The organism is Geodermatophilus sp. URMC 62, from assembly GCF_052931475.1.
Window position 1 is genome coordinate 385,022 of sequence record NZ_JBRFHY010000001.1, and the last position, 25,076, is coordinate 410,097.

18 protein-coding genes, 3 rRNA genes and 2 pseudogenes are annotated in these 25,076 nt (G+C 71.0%); 4 read left to right on the top strand and 19 right to left on the bottom strand.

Annotated features, from left to right (window positions below; translation table 11 throughout):
- Positions 1-120: 120 nt before the first annotated feature.
- A pseudogene (locus tag ACU616_RS01775) lies at positions 121-444 on the top strand (prolyl oligopeptidase family serine peptidase); the annotation flags it as partial.
- A gap of 351 nt (positions 445-795) precedes the next feature.
- On the opposite strand, the gene ACU616_RS01780 reads toward ACU616_RS01775, so the two are convergent.
- From ACU616_RS01780 to ACU616_RS01800, 5 genes are read right to left on the bottom strand one after another with little or no spacing between them, the layout of a single operon-like run.
- Positions 796-2,508: a ribonuclease J gene (locus tag ACU616_RS01780; RefSeq protein ID WP_446756780.1), complete on the bottom strand. Its 1,713-nt coding sequence runs from the start codon at positions 2,506-2,508 to the stop codon at positions 796-798.
- Positions 2,505-3,401 carry a 4-hydroxy-tetrahydrodipicolinate synthase gene (dapA, locus tag ACU616_RS01785; RefSeq protein ID WP_446756781.1) on the bottom strand — a complete coding sequence of 299 codons (897 nt, stop codon included), beginning with the start codon at positions 3,399-3,401 and terminating at the stop codon, positions 2,505-2,507. Before dapA ends, ACU616_RS01780 begins: the two co-directional genes overlap by 4 nt.
- Before the next feature lie 10 nt (positions 3,402-3,411).
- The gene (locus tag ACU616_RS01790) at positions 3,412-3,936 is read right to left on the bottom strand and encodes a dihydrofolate reductase (protein ID WP_446756782.1); all 525 of its coding nucleotides are present in this window, start codon (positions 3,934-3,936) and stop codon (positions 3,412-3,414) included.
- Positions 3,933-4,745, bottom strand: coding sequence for a thymidylate synthase (locus tag ACU616_RS01795; protein ID WP_446756783.1), 813 nt, complete (start codon positions 4,743-4,745; stop codon positions 3,933-3,935). The genes ACU616_RS01790 and ACU616_RS01795 overlap by 4 nt, the downstream gene beginning before the upstream one ends.
- Positions 4,746-4,756: 11 nt before the next feature.
- A complete protein-coding gene (locus ACU616_RS01800; RefSeq protein WP_446756784.1) occupies positions 4,757-5,989 on the bottom strand; it encodes a winged helix-turn-helix domain-containing protein in 1,233 nt (410 codons plus the stop codon).
- A 66-nt stretch (positions 5,990-6,055) separates the two neighbouring features.
- Between ACU616_RS01800 and ACU616_RS01805 the strand changes: the two genes are divergently transcribed.
- Both ACU616_RS01805 and ACU616_RS01810 read left to right on the top strand, forming a co-directional pair.
- Positions 6,056-6,637: an N-acetyltransferase family protein gene (locus ACU616_RS01805; protein WP_446756785.1), complete on the top strand. Its 582-nt coding sequence runs from the start codon at positions 6,056-6,058 to the stop codon at positions 6,635-6,637.
- A complete protein-coding gene (locus ACU616_RS01810; RefSeq protein WP_446756786.1) occupies positions 6,634-7,296 on the top strand; it encodes a DUF2461 domain-containing protein in 663 nt (220 codons plus the stop codon). The genes ACU616_RS01805 and ACU616_RS01810 overlap by 4 nt, the downstream gene beginning before the upstream one ends.
- A 100-nt stretch (positions 7,297-7,396) precedes the next feature.
- Here ACU616_RS01810 and rrf read toward each other — a convergent pair.
- The 11 genes from rrf to ACU616_RS01865 all read right to left on the bottom strand — a co-directional run bounded on the left by rrf (position 7,397) and on the right by ACU616_RS01865 (position 21,340).
- Positions 7,397-7,513: ribosomal RNA gene (gene rrf / locus ACU616_RS01815) — 5S ribosomal RNA — on the bottom strand.
- A gap of 125 nt (positions 7,514-7,638) precedes the next feature.
- Positions 7,639-10,780: ribosomal RNA gene (locus tag ACU616_RS01820) — 23S ribosomal RNA — on the bottom strand.
- A gap of 530 nt (positions 10,781-11,310) precedes the next feature.
- Positions 11,311-12,834 (bottom strand): 16S ribosomal RNA (locus ACU616_RS01825).
- The 16S, 23S and 5S rRNA genes sit together here, the layout of an rRNA operon.
- Positions 12,835-13,163: 329 nt before the next feature.
- On the bottom strand, positions 13,164-13,970 hold the full coding sequence (gene dapB / locus ACU616_RS01830) for a 4-hydroxy-tetrahydrodipicolinate reductase (protein WP_446756787.1): 807 nt from the start codon (positions 13,968-13,970) through the stop codon (positions 13,164-13,166).
- A 56-nt stretch (positions 13,971-14,026) separates the two neighbouring features.
- The gene (locus ACU616_RS01835; protein WP_446756788.1) at positions 14,027-14,404 is read right to left on the bottom strand and encodes a VanZ family protein; all 378 of its coding nucleotides are present in this window, start codon (positions 14,402-14,404) and stop codon (positions 14,027-14,029) included.
- A 28-nt stretch (positions 14,405-14,432) separates the two neighbouring features.
- The gene (locus ACU616_RS01840; RefSeq protein WP_446756789.1) at positions 14,433-15,731 is read right to left on the bottom strand and encodes a M16 family metallopeptidase; all 1,299 of its coding nucleotides are present in this window, start codon (positions 15,729-15,731) and stop codon (positions 14,433-14,435) included.
- 82 nt (positions 15,732-15,813) lie between these two features.
- Positions 15,814-18,093 (bottom strand): polyribonucleotide nucleotidyltransferase, encoded by a 2,280-nt coding sequence (locus tag ACU616_RS01845; RefSeq protein WP_446756790.1) that lies wholly within the window; start codon positions 18,091-18,093, stop codon positions 15,814-15,816.
- A gap of 270 nt (positions 18,094-18,363) precedes the next feature.
- Entirely contained in the window at positions 18,364-18,633 is a 270-nt protein-coding gene (gene rpsO / locus ACU616_RS01850) for a 30S ribosomal protein S15 (protein ID WP_091382653.1), read from the bottom strand.
- Between the two features lie 128 nt (positions 18,634-18,761).
- Positions 18,762-19,730 (bottom strand): bifunctional riboflavin kinase/FAD synthetase, encoded by a 969-nt coding sequence (locus ACU616_RS01855; RefSeq protein WP_446756791.1) that lies wholly within the window; start codon positions 19,728-19,730, stop codon positions 18,762-18,764.
- A 32-nt stretch (positions 19,731-19,762) separates the two neighbouring features.
- A complete protein-coding gene (locus ACU616_RS01860; RefSeq protein ID WP_446756792.1) occupies positions 19,763-20,902 on the bottom strand; it encodes a branched-chain amino acid aminotransferase in 1,140 nt (379 codons plus the stop codon).
- Between the two features lie 114 nt (positions 20,903-21,016).
- Entirely contained in the window at positions 21,017-21,340 is a 324-nt protein-coding gene (locus ACU616_RS01865; RefSeq protein ID WP_446756793.1) for an antibiotic biosynthesis monooxygenase family protein, read from the bottom strand.
- A 71-nt stretch (positions 21,341-21,411) separates the two neighbouring features.
- Here ACU616_RS01865 and ACU616_RS01870 point away from each other — a divergent pair, with 71 nt between their 5' ends.
- Entirely contained in the window at positions 21,412-22,092 is a 681-nt protein-coding gene (locus ACU616_RS01870) for an HAD family hydrolase (RefSeq protein ID WP_446756794.1), read from the top strand.
- 15 nt (positions 22,093-22,107) lie between these two features.
- On the opposite strand, the pseudogene ACU616_RS01875 reads toward ACU616_RS01870, so the two are convergent.
- From ACU616_RS01875 to truB, 3 genes and pseudogenes are all read right to left on the bottom strand, one after another.
- Positions 22,108-22,979: pseudogene (locus ACU616_RS01875) on the bottom strand (IS5 family transposase).
- Between the two features lie 67 nt (positions 22,980-23,046).
- Positions 23,047-23,961 carry an IS982 family transposase gene (locus ACU616_RS01880; protein WP_446756795.1) on the bottom strand — a complete coding sequence of 305 codons (915 nt, stop codon included), beginning with the start codon at positions 23,959-23,961 and terminating at the stop codon, positions 23,047-23,049.
- Positions 23,962-24,137: 176 nt separating this feature from the next.
- Positions 24,138-25,055: a tRNA pseudouridine(55) synthase TruB gene (gene truB, locus ACU616_RS01885; protein ID WP_446756796.1), complete on the bottom strand. Its 918-nt coding sequence runs from the start codon at positions 25,053-25,055 to the stop codon at positions 24,138-24,140.
- Positions 25,056-25,076 lie beyond the last annotated feature (21 nt).

Genomic DNA, 25,076 nt, shown 5'->3' on the forward strand with positions numbered 1-25,076 from the left:
TCGGTGACCTTCCCGACCGAGGACCACGGCACCGGCATCCCGTACGCGCACGTCGCCGTCCACCCACCCGCCAACCCGGACGTGACCCCGCCCGCCGACGAGCGGCCGCCGCTGGTCCTGATGGTGCACGGCGGCCCGACGTCGGCCCACCCGCGCGTGCTGGACCCGGAGATCCAGTACCCCACCTCCCGCGGCTTCCTCGTCGCCCGCGTCGACCACCGCGGCTCCACCGGCCACGGCCGCCGCTACCGCGACGCGCTGCAGGGGCGGTGGGGCGCGGTCGACCTCGACGACGTCGCCGCCTGCGCCCGGTGGCTCACGGACGCCGGCCGGGTGGACCCGGCGCGGATGGCGATCTGTGGCGGCTCGGCCGGCGGCTTCACCACGCTGGCCGCGCTCACCCGTCGGCCGGGGATGTTCACCGCCGGCGTGAGCCACTTCGGCGTCGCCGACCCCGGCGCGCTGGCCGCGGACACGCACGAGTTCGAGTGCCGCTACCTCGACGGGCTGGTCGCGCCGTGGCCCGAGGGCGCCGAGGACCGCGTCGTCCCGCCGGAACAGGCGCACGCGCTGGTGGCGGCGCTGCGCGCCAAGGGCGTGCCGCACGCGTACCTGCTCTGCGAGGGCGAGCAGCACGGCTTCCGGCGGGCGGAGAACATCCGCGCCGCCCTGGACGGCGAGCTCTCCTCCTCCGCGCAGGTGTGGGGTTTCGACCTGCCCGAGCAGGAGGGGATCGCCCCGATCGAGGTCACCGGAGGCCGAGCGCGCAGGGGACCTGCGCGCTCGGCCTCCGCCTCACACCTCGAGGACCGTCGGGATGATCATCGGCCGGCGGCGGTGGGTGTCCGACACCCACTTGCCGACCGTCCGCCGGATCACCTGGGAGAGCCGGTGGGCGTCGGTCTGCCCGTCGGAGAGCTCCCGCTTGAGGTTGTCCTCGACCAGCCGCAGCACCTCGTCGAAGGCGCTCGGGTCGTCGGAGAACCCGCGGGCGGACAGGTGCACCGGCCGCACGATGGTGCCGGTCGAGGGCTCGACGACCACGGTGAGCGCGACGAAGCCCTCGTCGCCGAGGATGCGCCGCTCCTGCAGCGACTCCTCGCCGACGTCGCCGACGTTGAGGCCGTCGACGTAGACGTTGCCCACCGGCACCGACCCGGTGATGGCGGCCTTGCCGTCGACGAGGTCGACCACGACGCCGTCCTCGGCGAGCAGGACCCGGTCGGCGGCCATGCCGGTCTGCTCGGCCAGCGCGGCGTGCGCCCGCAGGTGCCGCCACTCGCCGTGCACCGGCATGAGGTAGCGGGGCTTGGCCACGTTGAGCAGCGTGCGCAGCTCCCCGGCCGGGGCGTGCCCGGAGACGTGCACCCGTGCCGTCTCCTTGTGCACGACGGTGGCGCCCAGCCGGGCGAGGCCGTTGATGACCTTGTAGACGGCGGTCTCGTTGCCCGGCACCAGCGAGGAGGCCAGCACGATCGTGTCGCCGGCCTCGATGGTGACCTGGTGGTGCTCGCCGCGGGCCATGCGGCCCAGGGCCGACAGCGGCTCGCCCTGCGACCCGGTGCTCACCAGCACGACCTGCTCGGGCGGCATCGACGTCGCCTCGTCGAGGCTGACCATGAGGCCGGAGGCCACCCGCAGCAGCCCGAGGTCGCGGGCCACGCCCATGTTGCGGACCATCGAGCGCCCGACGAGGGCGACCTTGCGGCCGTGCACCTCGGCGGCGTCGAGCACCTGCTGGATGCGGTGCACGTGGCTGGCGAAGCTGGAGACGATCAGCCGCTGGGTGGCCCGCCGGAACACGTCCTCCAGGACCGGGCCGATCGACCGCTCGGGCGTCACGAAGCCGGGGATCTCGGCGTTGGTGGAGTCGGCGAGCAGCAGGTCGATGCCCTCCAGGCCCAGCCGGGCGAAGGCGCCGAGGTCGGTGAGCACGCCGTCGAGGGGCAGCTGGTCCATCTTGAAGTCGCCGGTGTGCACCAGGACCCCGGCGGGGGTGTGGACGGCGACGGCCAGCGCGTCGGGGATCGAGTGGTTGACCGAGATGAACTCGCAGTGGAACGGGCCGGCGACGTGGTCGTCCCCGGCGGCGACCTCGACCAGGACCGGGTCCAGCCGGTGCTCGCGCAGCTTGGCCTTGACCAGCGCCAGGGTGAACCGCGACCCGACCAGCGGGATGTCGCCGCGCATCCGCAGCAGGTAGGGGATCGCGCCGATGTGGTCCTCGTGCCCGTGGGTGAGGACGACGGCGGCGATGTCGTCGAGGCGGTGCTCGATGACCCCGAAGTCCGGGAGGATCAGGTCGACGCCGGGCTGCTCGGCCTCGGGGAAGAGCACGCCGCAGTCGATGACCAGCAGCGTGCCGTCGAACTCGAGGACGGCCATGTTGCGGCCGATCTCCCCGAGCCCGCCCAGCGCGATGACCCGCAGGCCGCCGGCCGGCAGCCTCGGGGGCGTCTTGAGGTCCAGGTGCGGCTGGCCGGCCGGTCCGGCGGACGTGGCGGTCACAGGGTCAGGCCTCCGTCGGCGAGGTCGGTGCGCAGCTGCGCGATCTGTTCGGGCGTGGCGTCGACCAGCGGGGGGCGCACGGGGCCGGCGGGCAGCCCCAGCTCGCGCAGCGCCGCCTTCACGGTGATGACGCCCTGGGTGCGGAACACGCCGGTGTACACCGGCAGCAGGCTGTCGTTGACCTCGCGCGCCTTGGCCAGGTCGCCGGACTCGACCGCGGCGATGAGCTCGGCCAGCCGCGGGCCGACCAGGTGGCCGACCACGCTCACCACGCCGACCGCACCGAGGGCCAGCATCGGCAGGTTGACCATGTCCTCGCCGCAGTAGTAGGCGAGGTCGGTGCGCGCCAGCGTCCAGGCCAGCGCGCCGAAGTCGGACTTCGCGTCCTTGACCGCGACGATGCGCGGGTGCTCCGCGGCGCGGACCAGCGTCTCCACCTCGATCGGCACGACCGAGCGCGGCGGGATGTCGTAGAGCATCACCGGCAGATCGGTGGCGTCGGCGACCGCGGTGAAGTGGCGCAGCAACCCGGCCTGCGGCGGCTTGTTGTAGTACGGGGTGACGACCAGCAGGCCGTCGGCCCCCAGTTGCTCGGCGCGGCGGGCGTTCTCGATGGTGTGCGCCGTGTCGTTGGTGCCGACGCCGGCCACCACGGTGGCCCGGTCGCCGACGGCGTCGATGACCGCCTCGAGGACGGCGTGCTGCTCGCCGTCGCTGAGCGTCGGGGCCTCGCCGGTGGTACCGAGCACGACCAGGCCGTCGTGCGCCTGCCGGTCGACCAGGTGCGCGGCCAGCTCCTGGGCCCCCGCCAGGTCGATCGAGCCGTCGTCGGCGAAGGGGGTCACCATCGCCGTCAGCACTCGCCCGAAGGGCCGGGCGGGGTCGGTGGTCATGCGGTCGAATCTACCGACCGGCCGTGCCGACGCCCGGTCCGGCAGCGGGCGCGCGCACGTACTCCGAGACGGCGTAGGCCAGGCCGGTGCCCGAGGTCGCCCACCCGGCCTCCGGGGTGCGGGCGACACGGCGCCAGCCGGCGTCGAGCACCGGGGCGCGGGTGTCGCCGTCGACGTCCAGGTCGACGTCGGTGACCACCAGCCGGCCGGCGTGCGGCAGCAGCGCCGCGTACACCGCCGCGCCGCCGATCCCCCAGCAGTCGGGGTGCGCGGCGAGCACCTCCCCGACCGACCCGGCCCGCTCCGCGCCGTCGGCCGACCAGGACGGGTCGGTGGTGAGGACGACGTTGCGCCGCCCGGGCAGGGGGCGGAACCGCTCGGGCAGCGACTCCCAGGTGCGCCGGCCCATGACGACGGTGCAGCCGGTGGTCAGCTCACGGAACAGCCGCAGGTCCTCGGGCAGGTGCCAGGGCAGCCGGCCGCCGGCGCCGATGACGCGGTCGCGCGCCTGCGCCCAGACGAGCCGGACCGTCACACCGCGACCGCGGCGCGGATGGCCGGGTGCGGGTCGTACTCCCGCAGCGTGAGGTGCTCGAGGGTGTAGTCGAACAGCGAGGGCGCCGGCGCCAGGTCGAGGAACGGGAAGGGCCGCACCTCGCGGGAGAGCTGTTCGCGGACCTGCTCGACGTGGTTGCTGTACACGTGGCAGTCGCCGCCGACCCAGATGAACTCGCCGGGAGCCAGGCCGACCTGGTCGGCGACCATGCGGGTGAGCAGCGCGTAGCTGGCGATGTTGAACGGGACGCCGAGGAACATGTCGGCGCTGCGCTGGTAGAGCTGGCAGGACAGCCGCCCGTCGTGCACCGCGAACTGGAACAGCGCGTGGCAGGGCGCCAGCGCCATGTCCGGCAGCGCCGCGACGTTCCAGGCCGAGACGACCATGCGCCGGGAGTCGGGATCGGTGCGCAGCGTGTCGAGCACGCCCTGGATCTGGTCGACCGTGCCGCCGTCCGGGGTCGGCCACGAGCGCCACTGGACGCCGTAGACCGGGCCGAGGTCGCCGTCCGCGTCGGCCCACTCGTCCCAGATGGTGACGCCGTTCTCCTTGAGCCAGGCGGTGTTGCCCTCGCCGCGCAGGAACCACAGCAGCTCGACGGCGACCGACTTGACGTGCACCTTCTTGGTGGTGACCAGCGGGAACCGCTCGGAGAGGTCGTAGCGCAGCCGCTCCCCGAACAGGCTCACCGTGCCGGTGCCGGTGCGGTCGGACTTCGGCGTCCCCTGCTCGAGGATGCGCCGCAGGAGGTCCTCGTACTGGGTGTCGACCGGTCCGCTGCTCGTCACGGGCCCCGAGCCTAGGCGACGCCGGTCGCCGGGGAGGCCAGCGCGCGGGCGAGGTCGGCCGCGAGGTCGCCGCGCTCGGCGACGGTCACGCCGTCGAGCTCCAACCAGCCGGCCACGAGCCGCAGCTCCGCGGCGAGCGCGTCGGCGACCTCGGCGCGGTCGACGCCGTCCTCGGCGTGGGCGGCCTGCACGCGCAGCACGCCGGCCTGCCGGTCGGCCTTGAGGTCGACGCGGGCCACCAGCCGGTCGCCGAGCAGGAAGGGCAGCACGTAGTAGCCGTGCACCCGCTGCGCGGCGGGGGTGTAGATCTCCAGCCGGTAGCGGAAGCCGAAGAGGCGCTCGACCCGCGGGCGCTCCCACACCAGGGAGTCGAACGGCGAGAGCAGTGCGCGGGCGCGGACCCACCGCGGGCGCCGCGCGGCCGGGTCCAGCCAGGCCGGCGCCCCCCAGCCGGCCACCTCCACCGGCAGCAGCTCACCGGCCTCGGCCAGCTCGGCGACCGCCCGGCGGGCGGGCTCGGGGCGGAGGCGGAAGTAGTCGCGCAGGTCGCGCTCGGTGGCCACGCCGAGGGCGCGGGCGGCGGTGCGCACCAGCTCGCGGACGGCGGCGGCCGGCTCGGGTGTGGGGGTCTGCAGGACGGCGGCGGGCAGCACCCGCTCGGTGAGGTCGTAGACCCGCTCGAAGGACGTCGTCCGCGCTCGCGTGGTGAGGACGCCGGTGTAGAAGAGCCACTCGAGCGCGACCTTGCCCGCGTGCCAGTTCCACATCGACCCGGGCCGGTCGGGCCGGGGCTCGGCGAGGTCGCTGGCCTTCGTCGGGCCCGCCTCCCGCACCCGGTCGAGGACCTCGGCGATGTAGCCGGGCCGCTCGCGCTGGATGCGGACCATCGAGCCCCACGCGTGCTCCTCGGCGGCGGCCATGCGCCAGCGCAGGTGGGGGTGCAGCCGCACCGGCAGGTAGGACGCCTCGTGCGCCCAGAACTCGAAGACCTCGTGCCGGCGCGCGGTGAAGTCGTCGAGCGCCGTACGCCGGTAGGCACCGAGCCGGCTGAGGAAGGGCAGGTAGTGCGAGCGGGACAGCACGTTCACCGAGTCGATCTGGACGACGGCCAGCCGGTCGGTCACCCGGCGCAGCTGCCGGCTGTCGACGACGCCCGCCGGGCGCGGGTCGGCGAAGCCCTGCGCGGCCAGCGCGATGCGCCGGGCCAGCGCCGCGGGGAGCCGGTCGACGACGGAGAGGGCCACGGGGGGATCCTGCCCTCCCCCGCCGACGCTCTCCCCTCGGCGCCCGGCCCACCTAGGCTGCCCGGCGTGGACCCGCACCCCTTCCCCCGGCTGACCGGCACCGCGGAGGTGTCGGTACGACCGGCCCGGCCCGCGGACGCCGCGGCGGTGGCGCGGGTGCAGGGCGAGACCTGGCGGACGGCGTTCCGCGGGGTGCTGCCGGCCGCGGTGCTCGACGGCTGGGAGCCGGCTGCCGCGGAGGCCGCCTGGACCGCGGCGGTGACGGAACCCCCGACGCCTGCGCACGGCGTCCTGGTGGCCGTGGACGGCGAGCGGGTCGTGGGCCTGGCCGCGTACGGCCCGCCGGAGCTCGACCCGGACGAGGCGCCCCACCCGGCGGGTCCGACGACGGAGCTCGCGGTGCTGCTCGTGGAGCCGCGCTGGGGTCGCCGGGGGCACGGGAGCCGGCTCCTGGCAGCGGTGGCCGATCTGGCGCGGGCCACGGGGGCGGTGCGGCTGCAGGCCTGGGTCGCCGAGCGCGACGCGGTGACCGCGGGGTTCCTGGAGTCGGCGGGATGGGGGCGGGACGGCTGGGCCCGCACGCTCGACGCCGCCGGGACGCCGCTGCGCGAGGTCCGGTGGCACACGCTCCTGGGAGAGGACGCATGACGTTCCACGGTTTCCCCGACGAGGGGCTGGTCTTCTACGAGGGCCTGGAGGCCGACAACTCGAAGACCTACTGGACGCGGCACCGCACGGTGTACGACACCTGCGTCCGCGAGCCGATGCAGGCACTCGTCGAGGACCTCGCGGCGGAGTTCGGGCCGGCGAAGCTGTTCCGCCCCTACCGCGACGTCCGCTTCAGCAACGACAAGACGCCGTACAAGACGCACCAGGGCGCGGTGGTCACCCCAGAGGGCCGCGGAGCCGGGGCCTGGTACGTGCAGATCTCGGCCGCGGGCCTGCAGGTGGCCGGGGGTGCCTGGCGACTCGAGTCCGACCAGGTCGAGCGCTATCGACGCGCCGTGGCCGACGACGTGCAGGGTCCGCGGCTGCAGGACGAGGTGCACCGACTGTCGCGCAGCGGGTGGGACGTCGCCGGTGACCGGCTCACCCGGGTCCCCAGGGGGTACGACGTCGACGACGCCCGGGCGGACCTGCTGCGCCACCGGTCCCTGCACGCGGGGCGGCTGTTCCCCTTCGCCGAGTGGCTGCACTCGGCAGCGGCCCTCGACCACGTGCGCTCCGCCTGGCGGGAGCTCACCGACCTCAACACCTGGCTCGCCGACAACGTCGCTGCGACCACCAAGGAGATCCGCCGCCGTTGACGCGCGAGTGGCCGTTCCTCGACCACGGAGGACGCCACCGATGCCGCGGAATGCAGGAAGGGCCCCCACCTGCTGGTGGAGGCCCTTCCTGGGAATGGTTGTCCGGCGGTGTCCTACTCTCCCACCCCGTCTCCAGGGCAGTACCATCGGCGCTGAGAGGCTTAGCTTCCGGGTTCGGAATGGGACCGGGCGTTTCCCTCTCGCCATGACCGCCGTAACACTGTGAACATACACCAACCCTCCGACCACACCCCCATGCGGCGGGGGTGGGGCGGGTTGGGTGCGTTCAGAACCGCACAGTGGACGCGAAACACACTTTTGTTACTTGACAGGAGGGGTGTTGTGGTCAAGCCCTCGGCCTGTTAGTACCGGTCAGCTCCACACCTTGCGGTGCTTCCACTTCCGGCCTATCAACCCGCTGGTCTGGGCGGGGGCCTTACCCCATTCACTGGGTGAGAGACCTCATCTCGAAGCGAGCTTCCCGCTTAGATGCTTTCAGCGGTTATCCCTGCCGAACGTAGCCAACCAGCAGTGCACCTGGCGGTACAACTGGCACACCAGAGGTTCGTCCGTCCCGGTCCTCTCGTACTAGGGACAGCTCTTCTCAAGTCTCTTACGCGCACGGCGGATAGGGACCGAACTGTCTCACGACGTTCTAAACCCAGCTCGCGTACCGCTTTAATGGGCGAACAGCCCAACCCTTGGGACCTACTCCAGCCCCAGGATGCGACGAGCCGACATCGAGGTGCCAAACCATCCCGTCGATATGGACTCTTGGGGAAGATCAGCCTGTTATCCCCGGGGTACCTTTTATCCGTTGAGCGACACCGCTTCCACCTGCCGGTGCCGGGTCACTAGTCCCAGCTTTCGCTCCTGCTCGACCCGTCGGTCTCACAGTCAAGCTCCCTTGTGCACTTGCACTCGACACCTGATTGCCAACCAGGCTGAGGGAACCTTTGGGCGCCTCCGTTACCCTTTGGGAGGCAACCGCCCCAGTTAAACTACCCACCTGACACTGTTCCTGATCCGGATCACGGACCCAGGTTAGACATCCAATTCGACCAGAGTGGTATTTCAACGGCGACTCCACGAACACTGGCGTGCCCGCTTCACAGTCTCCCACCTATCCTACACAAGCCGAACCGAACACCAATATCAAGCTGTAGTGAAGGTCCCGGGGTCTTTCCGTCCTGCCGCGCGTAACGAGCATCTTTACTCGTAGTGCAATTTCGCCGAGCCTGTGGTTGAGACAGCTGAGAAGTCGTTACGCCATTCGTGCAGGTCGGAACTTACCCGACAAGGAATTTCGCTACCTTAGGATGGTTATAGTTACCACCGCCGTTTACTGGCGCTTGAGTTCTGAGCTTCGCACACCGAAGCGCACTAACCCGTCCCCTTAACGTTCCAGCACCGGGCAGGCGTCAGTCCGTATACATCGTCTTACGACTTCGCACGGACCTGTGTTTTTAGTAAACAGTCGCTTCTCACTGGTCTCTGCGACCGGCAGCCGCTGCCCCGCGCACGGCGGTTCACGGACACCGGTCCCCCTTCTCCCGAAGTTACGGGGGCATTTTGCCGAGTTCCTTAACCACAGTTCGCTCGATCGCCTCGGTATTCTCTACCTGACCACCTGAGTTGGTTTGGGGTACGGGCCGCTCGGAACTCGCTAGAGGCTTTTCTCGACAGCATAGGATCATCGGATTCGCCTCACTCGGCTATGCGTCAGGCCTCACCCTGCATGTGCCACGGATTTGCCTATGACACGGGCCACACCCTTGCACCGGTACTACCACTCACCGGCCCGACTACCTTCCTGCGTCACCCCATCGCTTGCCTACTACCAGTCCGGGTCCCCAGCTACTCCCAGCGACCCGTCCGAAGACGAGCCACCGGTTTCGGTGGGTCAGCATCGCTGGGTCCAGCATGGGCGTTCCTTCGCGGGTACGGGAATATCAACCCGTTGTCCATCGACTACGCCTGTCGGCCTCGCCTTAGGTCCCGACTCACCCTGGGCGGATTAGCCTGGCCCAGGAACCCTTGGTCTTCCGGCGGGGGAGGTTCTCACTCCCCTCTCGCTACTCATGCCTGCATTCTCACTCGCATGGCGTCCACGGCTGGATCCCTCCGCCGCTTCCCCCGCCACACGACGCTCCCCTACCCACCCCCACACCTGGCCGGCCCCACGAAGGGAACCGGCGGGCATACATGGAAGTGCCACGGCTTCGGCGGTGTGCTTGAGCCCCGCTACATTGTCGGCGCGGAACCACTTGACCAGTGAGCTATTACGCACTCTTTCAAGGATGGCTGCTTCTAAGCCAACCTCCTGGTTGTCACTGCGATCCCACATCCTTTTCCACTTAGCACACGCTTAGGGGCCTTAGCCGATGATCTGGGCTGTTTCCCTCTCGACTACGAACCTTATCGCCCGCAGTCTCACTGCCGCGCTCTCACTTACCGGCATTCGGAGTTTGGTTGACGTCAGTAACCTTGTGGGGCCCATCAGCCATCCAGTGCTCTACCTCCGGCAAGAAACACACGACGCTGCACCTAAATGCATTTCGGGGAGAACCAGCTATCACCGAGTTTGATTGGCCTTTCACCCCTACCCACAGCTCATCCCCCAGGTTTTCAACCCTGGTGGGTTCGGTCCTCCACGCGGTCTTACCCGCGCTTCAACCTGGCCATGGGTAGATCACTCGGCTTCGGGTCTAGGACACGCGACTACAACCGCCCTGTTCGGACTCGCTTTCGCTACGGCTACCCCCCACGGGTTAACCTCGCCACGCACCACTAACTCGCAGGCTCATTCTTCAAAAGGCACGCAATCACCGCCCACACACGACGCGCGGATTCACGGCTCTCACGGCTTGTAGGCACACGGTTTCAGGTACTATTTCACTCCCCTCCCGGGGTACTTTTCACCTTTCCCTCACGGTACTCGTCCGCTATCGGTCACCAGGGAGTATTCAGGCTTAGCGGGTGGTCCCGCCAGATTCACACCGAATTCCACGGGCTCGGTGCTACTTGGGATACAGAAACAAGGAGACGACAGGCTTTCACCTACGGGGCTCTCACCCTCTACGGCGACCCCTTCCAGAGGCCTTCGGCTAACCCGACCGCTTTCTCACTCCCCGCCACCCCGGCAGAGGCGACACGACTGTCCCACGACCCCGACGACACAACGCCTGCCGGCTATCACATGCCCTCGGTTTAGCCTCATCCGCTTTCGCTCGCCACTACTCACGGAATCACGGTTGTTTTCTCTTCCTGTGGGTACTGAGATGTTTCACTTCCCCACGTTCCCTCCACACGCCCTATGTGTTCAGGCGCGGGTCACACCACATGACTGGTGCGGGGTTCCCCCATTCGGACACCCTCGGATCAACGCTCGGTTGGCAGCTCCCCGAGGCATATCGCAGCCTCCCACGTCCTTCATCGGCTCCTGGTGCCCAGGCATCCACCGTGTGCCCTCAACATCTTGACCACACACAACCCACCCCCACACACGACCCCTCCCGAAGAAGACAGCCACGCCGGGGGCGGGACACCTACAAGCAAACACCCTGCAAACAAACACTCTGCAACACAGAGATCTGCAACACAGAGATCAAAAGATGCTCACGTCCACTGTGCAGTTCTCAACGACCAACCCGCGCACCCCCCACACGACCCCACCAGCACCGAGAACACTCGGCCGGTCTGAGACCAGGAAGGCCCGGACAGAGACAACAACCCCCCACCGCCGCGGACTCACACCCACGACAGACGGGCCCGCTCCCTCAGGACCCAACAGCGTGCCTACGACCGGATCCACCCCTGTCACCCCGTTCCCCACGCCACCCCGAAGGATGACGCCGTACTAGGAGCAGCAGCAGCTGCCGGCCGAACTGGTCAGCGTTCCACCCTCGAGCACTGTCACGAGCACCCGCGGCCACCCGGTAGTGGGCAACCGTCACGACCCGCGTACAGCTCTGCACCCGACGGACCGTGTCCGCCGAGCGAGGTGCTCCTTAGAAAGGAGGTGATCCAGCCGCACCTTCCGGTACGGCTACCTTGTTACGACTTCGTCCCAATCGCCGATCCCGCCTTCGACGGCTCCCTCCCACAAGGGGTTGGGCCACCGGCTTCGGGCGTTACCGACTTTCGTGACGTGACGGGCGGTGTGTACAAGGCCCGGGAACGTATTCACCGCAGCGTTGCTGATCTGCGATTACTAGCGACTCCAACTTCATGGGGTCGAGTTGCAGACCCCAATCCGAACTGAGACCGGCTTTTTGGGATTCGCTCCACCTCACGGTATCGCAGCCCTTTGTACCGGCCATTGTAGCATGTTTGCAGCCCTAGACATAAGGGGCATGATGATTTGACGTCATCCCCACCTTCCTCCGAGTTGACCCCGGCAGTCTCCCATGAGTCCCCACCATCACGTGCTGGCAACATGGAACGAGGGTTGCGCTCGTTGCGGGACTTAACCCAACATCTCACGACACGAGCTGACGACAACCATGCACCACCTGTGCACGACGCCAAAGGCACCCCGCATCTCTGCGAGATTTCCGCGCATGTCAAGCCTAGGTAAGGTTCTTCGCGTTGCATCGAATTAAGCAACATGCTCCGCCGCTTGTGCGGGCCCCCGTCAATTCCTTTGAGTTTTAGCCTTGCGGCCGTACTCCCCAGGCGGGGCGCTTAATGCGTTAGCTGCGGCACGGAGACCGTGGAATGGCCCCCACACCTAGCGCCCAACGTTTACGGCGTGGACTACCAGGGTATCTAATCCTGTTCGCTCCCCACGCTTTCGCTCCTCAGCGTCAGTTGTTGCCCAGAGACCCGCCTTCGCCACCGGTGTTCCTCCTGATATCTGCGCATTTCACCGCTACACCAGGAATTCCAGTCTCCCCTGCAACACTCGAGTCTGCCCGTATCGACTGCAGGCCCGGAGTTGAGCTCCGGGTTTTCACAGCCGACGCAACAGACCGCCTACGAGCTCTTTACGCCCAATAATTCCGGACAACGCTTGCACCCTACGTATTACCGCGGCTGCTGGCACGTAGTTGGCCGGTGCTTCTTCTGCTCCTACCGTCACTGTTCGCTTCGTCGGAGCTGAAAGAGGTTTACAACCCGAAGGCCGTCATCCCCCACGCGGCGTCGCTGCGTCAGGCTTCCGCCCATTGCGCAATATTCCCCACTGCTGCCTCCCGTAGGAGTCTGGGCCGTGTCTCAGTCCCAGTGTGGCCGGTCACCCTCTCAGGCCGGCTACCCGTCGTCGCCTTGGTAGGCCACTACCCCACCAACAAGCTGATAGGCCGCGGGCCCATCCCCAGCCGGAAACCCTTTCCACCACCAGACCATGCGGCCAGCAGAGGACATCCGGTATTAGCCCCAATTTCTTGGAGTTATCCCAGAGCCGGGGGCAGGTTGCCCACGTGTTACTCACCCGTTCGCCACTCATCCCCACCCGAAGATGGTTCAGCGTTCGACTTGCATGTGTTAAGCACGCCGCCAGCGTTCGTCCTGAGCCAGGATCAAACTCTCCGTAGATGCTTGACACCAGGCCGAGAACCGAGACCTGACAGATCTCGATCAATCAACCAAAGGAATCCCACCCAGACCACACAAGGCCCAGGACGGGGTTACTACTTGGCACTGACTTTCGGCACGCTGTTGAGTTCTCAAGGAGCGGACGCACACCAACTCCACCCTCTCGGGCTTCCTCGGTGACGGCTTGTCCCACTGTACGCCGGCTCGTGGAGCCCTGCACCACTCGGGTGCTGCCCGCGGCCCTCCCGGGCCCGTCCGGCGCGAAGAGAACAGTACACGACCGTGGAGGGGTGTGCACGCGGGGTCCGGGACCCCCAGCCGGGCCGATCTCAGAGGCCGAGGAACCCCTCGATGCCCACGGTCAGGCCCGGGCGCCGGCCGACCTCCCGGACGGCGAGCAGGACGCCCGGCATGAAGGAGGCGCGGTCGAAGGAGTCGTGCCGCAGCGTCAGGGTCTCCCCCGCCGCACCCATCAGCACCTCCTGGTGGGCCACCAGCCCGGTGAGCCGGACGGCGTGGACCGCGACCCCCTCCACGTCGGCACCCCGCGCTCCGGGCAGGGTGTCCGTGGTCGCGTCGGGCGACGGCGGCATCCCCGCCGACCGGCGGGCGGCTGCCACCAGGCGGGCCGTCCGCACCGCGGTGCCCGAGGGGGCGTCCACCTTGTTCGGGTGGTGGAGCTCGACGATCTCGGTCGAGGGGAAGAAGCGGGCCGCCTCCTGCGCGAAGCGCATGAGGAGCAGCGCGCCGATCCCGAAGTTCGGGGCGATGACCACACCGAGGTCGGGCTTGGGCCGGAGCCACTCCGCGACCGTGGCCAGCCTGTCCTCGTCGAAGCCGGTCGTGCCGACGACGCAGTGGATGTCCTGGTCGATGCAGAAGCGGATGTTGTCCATGACGACGTCCGGACGGGTGAAGTCCACGACCACCTGGGCGCCGGCGTCGGACACGTTGAACAGCCAGTCGCCCTCGTCGACCATCGCGACCAGCTCGAGGTCGTCGGCGGCGGTGACCGCCCTGACCACCTCGGTACCCATCCGGCCCCGAGCGCCCAGCACGGCGACCGGGATCCTCGGGGACTCCGACTCCGCGGTACCGGGGGCCTGCTGCTCGGACGAGGGGCGGCTGGTGGTCACCGGGCCAGGCTTCCCGGCGTCCCCGCGTGGCGCAAGGCGGCTCCGGAGCCGCCGGTTCAGGGCGCCACGGAGCGGCGTTCGCCCGCGGACCAGGCGAGCAGGCCGAGGGCGACGCCGGCGCCGTCGGCCAGCCAGTCGAGCACCGAACCCGACCGCTGCAGGGCCGTGACGGCCTGCACCACCTCGCTCACCGCCCCGTAGGCGACCAGGAGGACGGCGAGCGGCCCCGGCCGGACGCCCGCCCAGCGGCCGGCGAGGGTCAGGGCGAGGAACAGGGTCAGGTGCACCACCTTGTCGACGCCGGGGGGTGCCGACGGCACGTCGGCGCCGGGCGCGAACAGGACGGCGAGGGAGACGAGCACCGTCACGGCGAACGCGCCGCGCGACAGCGCCCCGTGCACCCTCAGCGTGGGGTGGGGACGGCGGGCGGTCATCGCGGGCGGGTCTCCGGGGACGGGCGGGTCAGAGCCGGTCGAGGTCGGACTCGCGGTACGGGCCGACGACGGCCAGGCAGGTCTCGCGGCCCAGCAGGTCGGTGGCCACGGCGCGCACCTGGTCCTCGTCGACGGCGGCGATCCGGTCGAGCACCTCGCGCACCGGCACGTACTCCCCGTGCGAGAGCTCGCTCTTGCCCAGGCGGCTCATCCGCGAGCCGGTGTCCTCCAGCCCGAGCACCGTCCCGCCGCGCAGCTGGCCGCGCCCGCGGGCGACCTCCTCGCCGGTGAGACCCTCGGCCGCCACCCGGGCCAGCTCCTCGCGGACCAGCCGCAGGACCTCGGGCACCCGCTTCTTCGCGCACCCGGCGTAGACGGAGAACGACCCCGTCCCGGCGTAGGAGGTCAGCGCCGAGCCGACGCTGTAGACCAGCCCCCGCTTCTCCCGGATCTCCTGGAACAGCCGCGAGCTCATCCCGCCGCCCACCGCGGTCTCGAGGACGGCGGCGGCGTAGCGCCGCTCGTCGAAGCGGCTCAGGCCCAGGCTCCCGAGCAGCAGGTGCGTCTGCTCGGTGCGGCGGGACACCAGCCCGGTCGCCCGCGCCGGCCGGTCGAGGGCGACGTCCTCCCCGCGGCGCAGCGGCGCCGGGGACGCCGAGCCCGACAGCCGCCCGCCGAAGACCGCCGTCACCAGGTCGACCACCTGCTGGTGGTCCACCCGGCCGGCGGCGGTGACCACCATCGAGGGGACGGCGTAACGGGAGCGGTACCAGCCGTCGACGTCCTCGCGGGTCAGGCCCTCGATCGAGTCGACGGTGCCGAGCACCGAGCGCCCCAGCGGGGTGCCGCCGAAGAGCGTCTCGGAGAAGAGGTCGTGCACGAGGTCGGAGGGCTCGTCGTCGCGCATGGCGATCTCCTCGAGCACCACCGTGCGCTCGGACTCCAGGTCCTCGGCGGTGTTGAGCGCCTCGGTCACCAGGTCGCCGAGCAGCGTGACGGCCAGCGGCAGGTCACTGGCGAGCACGTTGGCGTAGTAGCAGGTGTGCTCCTTGGCGGTGAAGGCGTTCATCTCACCGCCGACGGCGTCCATCTCCGTCGCGATCTGCAGCGCGCTGCGGCTGCGGGTGCCCTTGAACAGCAGGTGCTCGAGGTAGTGCGAGGCGCCGGCGACGCGGTCGGTCTCGTCGCGCGAGCCGACGCCCACCCAGATGCCCAGGGTGGCCGAGAGCACCCCGGGCATCGTCTCGGTCAGGACCCGCAGGCCGCCGGGCAGCACGGTGCGCTCCACCCGGCCGCCGACCTCGTCGACGTCGAGGACGCGGGGCACACCGACCGGGGCCGGGGCGGCGGCGAGGTCCGTGGACCCCTCCCCCGCCCCGGCCCCGGTCGTGATCGGGTCGGCGGTCGTGTCAGGCCTCCGCGGGCGCGGGTGCCTCGGCCGGCGCGGCGCCGTCGCCGGCGGCAGCACCGTCACCGGCGGCCTCGGCGGCCACCGGCACGAGGCTGATCTTGCCGCGGGCGTCGATGTCGGTGATCTCGACCTGGAGCTTGTCCCCGACGTTGACGACGTCCTCGACCTTGCCGATGCGCTTGCCGCCGCCGAGCTTGCTGATGTGGACGAGGCCGTCCTTGCCCGGCAGCAGCGAGACGAAGGCGCCGAACGGCGTGGTCTTGACGACGGTGCCGAGGAAGCGCTCGCCGACCTTCGGCATCTGCGGGTTGGCGATCGCGTTGATCCGGTCCACCGCGGCCTGCGCCGAGGGGCCGTCGGAGGCGCCGACGTAGATCGTGCCGTCGTCCTCGATGGTGATGTCGGCGCCGGTCTCGTCCTGGATCGAGTTGATCATCTGGCCCTTGGGGCCGATGACCGCGCCGATCTTGTCGACCGGGATGCGCACCGTGGTCACGCGCGGGGCGTAGGGGCTCATCTCGTCGGGGCCGTCGATGGCCTCGTTCATCACGTCGAGGATGTGCAGGCGGGCGGCGCGGGCCTGGGTCAGCGCCTGGCCCAGCACGTCGGACGGGATGCCGTCGAGCTTGGTGTCCAGCTGCAGGGCCGTGACGAAGTCCTTGGTGCCGGCGACCTTGAAGTCCATGTCACCGAAGGCGTCCTCGGCACCGAGGATGTCGGTCAGCGCGACGTACTGCGTCTTGCCGTCGACCTCGTCGGAGACCAGGCCCATCGCGATGCCGGCGACCGGGGCCTTGAGCGGCACACCGGCGTTGAGCAGCGCCAGGGTCGAGGCGCACACCGAGCCCATCGACGTCGAGCCGTTGGAACCCAGCGCCTCCGACACCTGCCGGATGGCGTAGGGGAACTCCTCGCGGTCGGGCAGCACCGGCACCAGCGCCCGCTCGGCCAGCGCGCCGTGGCCGATCTCGCGCCGCTTGGGCGAGCCCACCCGGCCGGTCTCGCCGGTGGAGTACGGCGGGAAGTTGTAGTTGTGCATGTACCGCTTGCGGGTCACCGGCGACAGGGTGTCCAGCTGCTGCTCCATGCGCAGCATGTTCAGCGTGGTGACCCCGAGGATCTGGGTCTCGCCGCGCTCGAACAGCGCCGAGCCGTGCACCCGCGGGACGACCTCGACCTCGGCCGACAGCGGCCGGATGTCGGTCAGGCCGCGGCCGTCGATGCGGACCTTGTCGCGCAGGATGCGCTGCCGGACGACCTTCTTGGTGACGGCGCGGAAGGCGGCCGACACCTCCTTCTCGCGACCGGCGAACTGCTCGGCCAGGGAGGAGACGACCTCGTCCTTGAGCGCGTCGGTGGCGTCGTTGCGCTCCTGCTTGCCGGCGATCGACTGCGCCTGGGTGAGCCGGTCGAGGGCGGCGGACTCCACGGCGGCGTAGACGTCGTCCTGGTAGTCGAGGAAGCGGGGGAAGTCGGCGACCGGCTTGGCGGCCTTCTCCGCCAGCGCGGACTGCGCGTCGCACAGCGCCTTGATGAACGGCTTGGCCGCCTCGAGGCCCTGCGCCACGACCTCCTCGGTCGGGGCGGGGGCGCCGCCGGCGACCAACTGGATGGTCTTCTCGGTGGCCTCGGCCTCGACCATCATGATCGCGACGTCGCCGTCCGGGAGGACGCGGCCGGCCACGACCATGTCGAAGACGGCCTCCTCGAGCTCGGTGTGGGTCGGGAAGCCGATCCACTGGCCGTCGACGAGCGCGACGCGGGTGCCACCGACCGGGCCGGAGAACGGCAGGCCCGAGAGCTGGGTGGAGGCGGACGCGCCGTTGATGGCCAGCACGTCGTAGAGGTGGTCGGGGTCCAGCGACAGGACCGTGATGACGACCTGGACCTCGTTGCGCAGGCCCTTGGCGAAGGTCGGGCGCAGCGGGCGGTCGATGAGCCGGCAGGTGAGGATCGCGTCCTCGCCCGGACGGCCCTCACGGCGGAAGAACGAGCCGGGGATGCGCCCGGCGGCGTACATCCGCTCCTCGACGTCGACGGTCAGCGGGAAGAAGTCGAACTGCTCCTTGGGCTGGCGGCCGGCCGTGGTGGCCGACAGCAGCATGGTGTCGCCCGTGGTGACGACGACGGAGCCGGCGGCCTGCTTGGCCAGCCGGCCGGTCTCGAAGGTGATGCTGCGGCTGCCGCGACTGCCGTTGTCGATGACCGCGGTGGCGGTGGTGACCCCGTCCTCGGGGTCGAACTCGGCGGCGATGCTGTGCTGGGTGGGTGCGGACACTGTGTCCTCTTCCTTCGTCGCATGCGGCGACGTCCTCTGCGGCGCGATCTCGCGCCGGCGTCCTCCTCGGCGTCCCCTGCGCCGACGGCATCCGGGGCGACCGGTCTTCGATCGAAACCCCCGGGACCCTGTGTCCCCCGCGGGAGGACCGGTCATGCCCGGGGGCCACCACCGAGGACCGGTGCGCTGCGCGCCGTGGTGGCCGGGGGTCGTGCGGCGGGTGCCGCACGAGAGAGGGGACCGTCCCGGCGGGACGGTCCCCTCGACGTGCTAGCGGCGCAGACCCAGCCGCTCGATCAACGAGCGGTAGCGGTTGATGTCGGTCTTGGCCAGGTAGTTCAGCAGCCGGCGACGGCGGCCGACCAGGAGCAGCAGGCCCCGGCGGCTGTGGTGGTCGTGCTTGTGCTGCTTGAGGTGCTCGGTCAGGTCACTGATCCGGCGGGTGAGCATCGCGACCTGGACCTCGGGCGAGCCGGTGTCCCGCTCGACCGTCGCGTAGTCGGTCATGATCTGCTGCTTCGTCGCGCTGTCGAGCGCCATGGGCGGGCCTCCGGGGTCCGGTCAGGTGTGGCCCCCGGTCTGGGTCACGGGGGCAGGTGGCACACACGTCGGGCAGGGCCCGACCCGGACGAGGTTACCAGCGCGGTCCGCGGGCCCCGTCGGCATGATCACCCGGCGGGCGGCAGCCCGAGGACGGCGCGGGTGCGGGCGACGTCGTCGGCCATCGCGGCGACCAGCTCGTCGACGCCGGCGAAGGAGGTCATCGGCCGCAGCCGCTGCACGAACTCGACCCCGACGTGCTCGCCGTACAGGTCGCCGGAGAAGTCGAGCACGTACGCCTCGACGGTGCGCCGCGACCCCTGGAAGGTCGGGTTCGTGCCGACCGAGATCGCGGCCGGGGCGCTGCCGAGGGTGGCCCCCGAGACGTCGCGGGTGACCAGGGAGCCGGCGTAGACGCCGTCGGCCGGGATGGCGGTGAACGGCGGCGTCTCGACGTTGGCGGTCGGGTACCCGAGCTCCCGGCCGCGCCGGTCACCCCGGACGACGACGCCGTCGACGCGGTGCGGGCGGCCCAGCGCCCGGGCCGCGCTGCCCATGTCACCGGCGGCGACGCAGGCGCGGATGTAGGTCGAGGAGATGGTCACCTCGCCGTCGGCCGAGGCGTCCCCGGCCAGGGGCACCCCCTCCACGGCGAAGCCGAACCGGCGCCCCTCCTGCGTGAGCGTCTCGACGGTGCCGGCCGCCCTGTGCCCGTAGGTGAAGTTCTCCCCGACGACGACCGCGGCCGCGTGCAGGTTCTCCACGAGCACCGCGTGGGCGAACTCCTCGGGGGCCCACCGGCTGAACTCCTGGGTGAACGGGACGACGCACACCGCGTCGACGCCCAGGCCGGCGACGAGCTCGGCCTTGCGGTCGAGCGAGGTCAGGATCGCCGGGTGCGTGCCGGGGCGGACCACCTCGGTGGGGTGCGGGTCGAAGGTGACCAGCACGCAGGGGCGGCCCAGGCCACCGGCCCGGGCGACGGCGGTGCTGATGAGCTGCTGGTGGCCGCGGTGGACGCCGTCGTACATGCCCACGGTGACCACCGTCCGGCCGAGGTCGGCCGGGGTGTCCGCGAGCCCGCGCCAGCGCCGCATGCGCACGCTCCCCTGTCCGCCGTCGGGGTCGCTCAGGCGACCCGGTGCAGCCAGCCGTGGGTGTCGGGCACCCGGCCGTGCTGGACGTCGAGCAGGTGCTCGCGCAGCCGCATGGTCAGCGGCCCGGGCTGCCCGTTGCCGACGGTGAAGTCGCCGGTGCGCGCCTTGACCTCGCCGACGGGGGTGATGACCGCGGCGGTGCCGCAGGCGAAGGTCTCGGTGACCGTGCCGTCGGCGACGCCGGAGCGCCACTCGTCGACGCTGAACCGCCGCTCGGTGACCCGGTGGCCCGTCTCCCGGGCGACCGTGATCAGCGAGTCGCGGGTGATGCCGGGCAGCAGGGTGCCGGTCAGCTCGGGGGTGACCAGCTCGGCGTCGTCGCCGTCACCGAGGACGAAGAACAGGTTCATCCCGCCCATCTCCTCGACGTAGCGCTTCTCCACCGCGTCGAGCCACACGACCTGGTCGCAGCCGGCGGCGATGGCCTGCTCCTGGGCCAGGAGGCTGGCGGCGTAGTTGCCGGCGCACTTCACGTCGCCGGTGCCGCCGGGCGCGGCCCGGATGTAGTCCTCGGACAGGTAGACGCTGACCGGGTGGACGCCGCGCGGGAAGTAGGCGCCGGCGGGGCTGGCGATGACCAGGAACAGGTACTCGTGCGCCGGGCGGACGCCGAGGAACGGCTCGGTGGCCAGCTGGTAGGGCCGGATGTAGAGCGTCTGGTCCGGTCCGGTCGGCACCCAGTCGCGGTCGGCGTCGACGAGGGCGTCGACGGCGCTGATGAACGCCTCCTCGGGCACCGGCGGCATGGCCAGCCGGCGGGCGCCGCGGGCGAAGCGGGCGGCGTTGGCCTCGGGCCGGAAGGTGGCCACGCTCCCGTCGGGCTGGGCGTAGGCCTTGAGCCCCTCGAAGATCGACTGGGCGTAGTGCAGGGCCGCCGTGGCGGGGTCGACCTGCAGCGGCGCGTACGGCGTCAGCCGGGCGTCGTGCCAGCCGCGGCCGGCGGTCCAGCGGGCCACGAACATCGAGTCGGTGAAGTGCCGGCCGAAGCCGGGGTCGGCCAGCACGGCCGCCCGCTCGGCGGCCGGACGGCGGGTCACGTCCTCCACGGTCACCGGCACGCCCTCGGTGAAGACCCGGGAGGAGGTGCGGCTGTCGGCGAGCGTGTCGGTCATGTCTCCCACCTGCGCGTGCTCGGGGCGGGACCGGCGGACGACCGGCCCGCCGTCCACACTAGCGCCGGGCGCGGCGGCGGCCGGGAGCCGACCGCCGCCGCCCGCCCGCGGGGGTCAGGGCCGGTCGGGCGCCGAGCTCTCGATCACCTCGTAGGACCACAGGTGGGACGAGTCGCTCGCCGCGGGGGCCAGCTCGTCACCGCCGCCCTGGTGCGCCCGGGCGAAGTCCTGACCGCCCTCCCAGTCGCGGTAGGCCTCCTCGCTCTCCCACCGGGTGTAGACGAGGTACTGGTCGGTGCCCTCCAGCGGGCGCAGCAGCTCGAACCACTCGAAACCGGGGGTCTTCTCCACGGCTCCGCCGCGCCCGCGGAAGCGCTCCTCGAAGCGCTCCTGCGCATGGGGCGGGACGCTGATCGCGTTGATCTTCACGACGCTCATGGCAGCCCCCTTCCCGGCGGGCGAGCCGGTCAACCACTGCGGGGGTCCCCGGGCCGGGCGAGGATGGCCCGATGACCCCGGCCCCGCGGCCCGGCGTGCTGTTCGACGTCGACGGCACCCTGCTCGACACCAACTACCTGCAGGTCCTCGCCTGGTGGCGGGCCTTCCGCGACACCGGGCACGACGAGGTCGCGATGGCCGACTGCCACCGGTCGATCGGCATCGGCAGCCAGGAGCTGGTCACCCACCTGCTGGGGGACGACGCGGACGACGTCGACGAGGTGATGGCGGCCAAGAGCCGGCGCTACGAGCCGCTGCGTGAGCTGGTGACGCCCTTCCCGCGTGTCGACGACCTGCTCGCCGCGTGCCGGGACCGGGGCCTGGCCGTGGTGCTGGCGACCAGTGGCGAGGAGTCCGACCTCGAGTGGATGGTGCCGGCGATCGGCGGCGAGGACGTCGTCGACGGGACCACCTGCTCGGCCGACGTCGAGTCGGCCAAGCCGGCGCCGGACCTCATGCAGACCGCCGTCGAGGCGCACGGTCTGGACGCCTCCCGCACCGTCGCCGTCGGCGACACGGTGTGGGACGTGCGGGCGGCCCGGGACGCCGGCCTGCCGTGCATCGCGCTCACCTGCGGGGGCATCTCGCGGGCCGAGCTGCTCGAGGAGGGGGCCGACGAGGTGTACGACGACCCGGCCGACCTGCTCGCCTCCCTCGACGACTCGCTCATCGGGAAGCTGGTCCGCGACTAGGGACTGTCCCGCGGATCATGCGCGGAGCCAGAGCATCGCGCTGACCAGCAGCAGGGTGGCTCGGTAGTAGGCGGCGCGCTTGGCGTAGCGGGTGGCCAGGGCGCGGAACTGCTTGAGCCGGTTGAAGCACCGTTCGACGACGTTGCGCTGCTTGTACCGGTCACGGTCGAACTTTGGCGGTCGCCCACCGGCCGACCCCCGGGTGCGCCGGTGCGCCCGCTGGTCGCGCTTCTCCGGAATCGAGTGGGTGATCCCGCGGCGGCGCAGCGCCCGGCGGGTGGAGGGATGGGAGTAGGCCTTGTCAGCGATCAGGTGATCGGGACGCTTGCGCGGCCGCCCTGGGCCCACTCGCGGTACCCGGATGCCGTCGAGCAGCGGCAGCAGCTGCGGGTTGTCCCCGGCCTGCCCGGGCGTGAGCAGCACGGCCATCGGCAGGCCGCGCCCGTCGACGGCCAGATGGATCTTGCTGGTCAGTCCGCCCCGGGAGCGGCCAAGGGCCTCCCCGTCGACCGCGAGGGCTTCGACCGGTGCACTGCAGCCCCCTTTTTCCGGGCGCCGGCGGCGTGCTGGTGGGCCCGGACCGAGGAGGAGTCCACGCTGATCGTCCACTCCACCGCGCCGACCGCGTCATCCTTGACCACCACGTGCTCGAAGATGCGATCCCAGGTGCCGTCGGCGGTCCACCGGCGCAGCCGCTCGTGCGCGGTCTTCCACGGCCCGTACCGATCGGGCAGGTCACGCCATGGCACGCCGGTGTTGGCCTGCCACAGGATCGCGTTGATCACCTGCCGGTGATCGCGCCACCGCCCGCCCCGACCGCCGGTGGCAGGCAGCAGCGGCTCGATCCGAGCCCAGGCGGCGTCGGTGAGTTCATGTCGGCCGACCATCAACCAAGCCTGAATCACACCGATGCAAGATCGCCAGGACAGTCCCTAGATGACTGATTCCAAGGGGTCAGTGGTCGTAGGCGAGTAGCGATCTGCGGACGGATTGGCCGGTGTGGTCGTTGTGCCAGATGACCGCGGTCAGGGCCAGCAGGCGCTGCAGCACCCGGATCAGGACGCCGGCTGGGGTGTGGCCGCCGTGCAGTTCGAGGTCGAGCTGGCCTTTGAGGGTGTCGAAGACCGACTCGATGGTCTGGCGCAGCGGTTTGAACACCGATGCGCCGGGCCGGTCGGGTTCTCCGCGGCGGGGGCGGCGCAGCAGCCTCAGCCCGGCGTCGGCCAGCTCGGCGTCGAAGCGGCGGCCGTAGTCGTGCTTGTCGGTGATGAGGATCTGTCCGGCATGGCCGGCGAGGAGGGCGGGGTCGGCGCCGAGCAGGTCGAGCAGCACCTGGCGTTCGTCGGCTTTGGCGCCGGAGAGGGCGAAGGCGACCGGCAGTCCGTGCAGGGTGGCGATCAGGTGCAGCCGCAGCCCCCAGAAGTAGCGGGTGTGGCTGGCGCAGTAGCCGTACTCGGCCCAGCCGGCCAGCTCCGAGCGGCGGACCGCTTCCCGGGAGCGGGCGCATTCGATCGGCGTGGAGTCGATGACCCACAGGTCATCGGCCCACAGGCTGGTGTCGGTCGCCAGGGCCCGGATCAGCCAGATCACGGTGCCGGCGAGGCGGCGCAGCCGCTTGTTGTAGCCGGGCTGGTGCGGCAGGTAGGGAAACAGCGGGCGCAGCTGCTGGCCGGCGAACCGCAGCCAGCGGGCCTCGCTGGTGAACCCCAGCAGCGCCTGCAACACCGCCAGGGTCACCAGCTCGGCATCGCTGAGCCGGGGAGCGATGCCCACCGCCGGGCGCCACGGGAGCCGCTGCGGCGCGGCCTTCAGCAGGTCATCGGTGCGGGCATACAGTGCCGTGGCGAGGGTGTCCAGGTCGGCGTCCACGAGGGCCTCCCGGCTCGACGTTGGGTTAGCAACGCCAAGCCTGAACACCCTCGCCCGTGATCACACCGGTTTCAGCCCGAACCCCTTGGAATCAGTCATCTAGACGGAGGACCCCCGTGCCCCCCACGTCTCCCTCGCACAGGCGGAGGGCCCCTGCACGGGGGCCGAGGAGCACCTCACCCCGGGAAGCCGACGGCGACCCGGGCGGTGGGCCCGGCGTCCTCGACCAGCGCGACCAGCCGGCCCGCCGGGTCGACGGCGGCCGACAGCCCGGGCCGCCCGGTGGCCGCGATGCGCTGCCCGTACCCGAGGGCGCGGGCCTCGTCGTCGGTGAGCCGCCGCTCGGGGAAGACCGCGGTGGCGGCGTCGGGGAGGGTGAGCGTCCCCGGGCCGCCGCCCGCGGCGAGCGCGGCCGCGGCCTCCTCCACCGGCGCGGCCTGCGCGGTGGTGAACGGGCCCGAGGCGGTGCGCCGCAGGGCGGTGAGGTGCCCGCCGACGCCGAGGGCGGCGCCGGCGTCGCGGGCGATGGCGCGCACGTAGGTGCCCGCGGTGCAGGCGACGGTGACCTCGACGTCGACCAGGTCGGGCGTGGGCCGGGTGACCCGGTGGACGTCGAGGCGGTGCACGGTCACCGCCCGCGGCTCCAGGACGACCTCCTCGCCGGCCCGCACGCGGTCGTAGGAGCGACGGCCGCCGACCTTCACCGCGCTCACCGAGGACGGCACCTGCGACAGCGGTCCGGTCTGGGCGGCCAGCGCCGCGCGGACGGCGTCGTCGTCGAGGTGCCCGGCCGGCGTCGTCGTCAGGATCTCGCCCTCGCGGTCGTCGGTGACCGTCGTCTGCCCCAGCCGGACGGTGGCCTCGTAGACCTTGTCCGAGCCGCCGAGGTGGCCCAGCAGCCGGGTGGCCGCGCCGACGCCGAGCACCAGCAGGCCGGTGGCCATCGGGTCGAGGGTGCCCGCGTGCCCCACCCGGCGGACCGAGAGCACCCGCCGGGCCCGGGCGACGACGTCGTGGGAGGTCATCCCGCCGGGCTTGTCGACCAGCAGCACGCCCGGGGTGACGTCGGCGTCGGCGGCGCGGCGGCGGCTCATGCCGGCGTCCCCACGGGGACG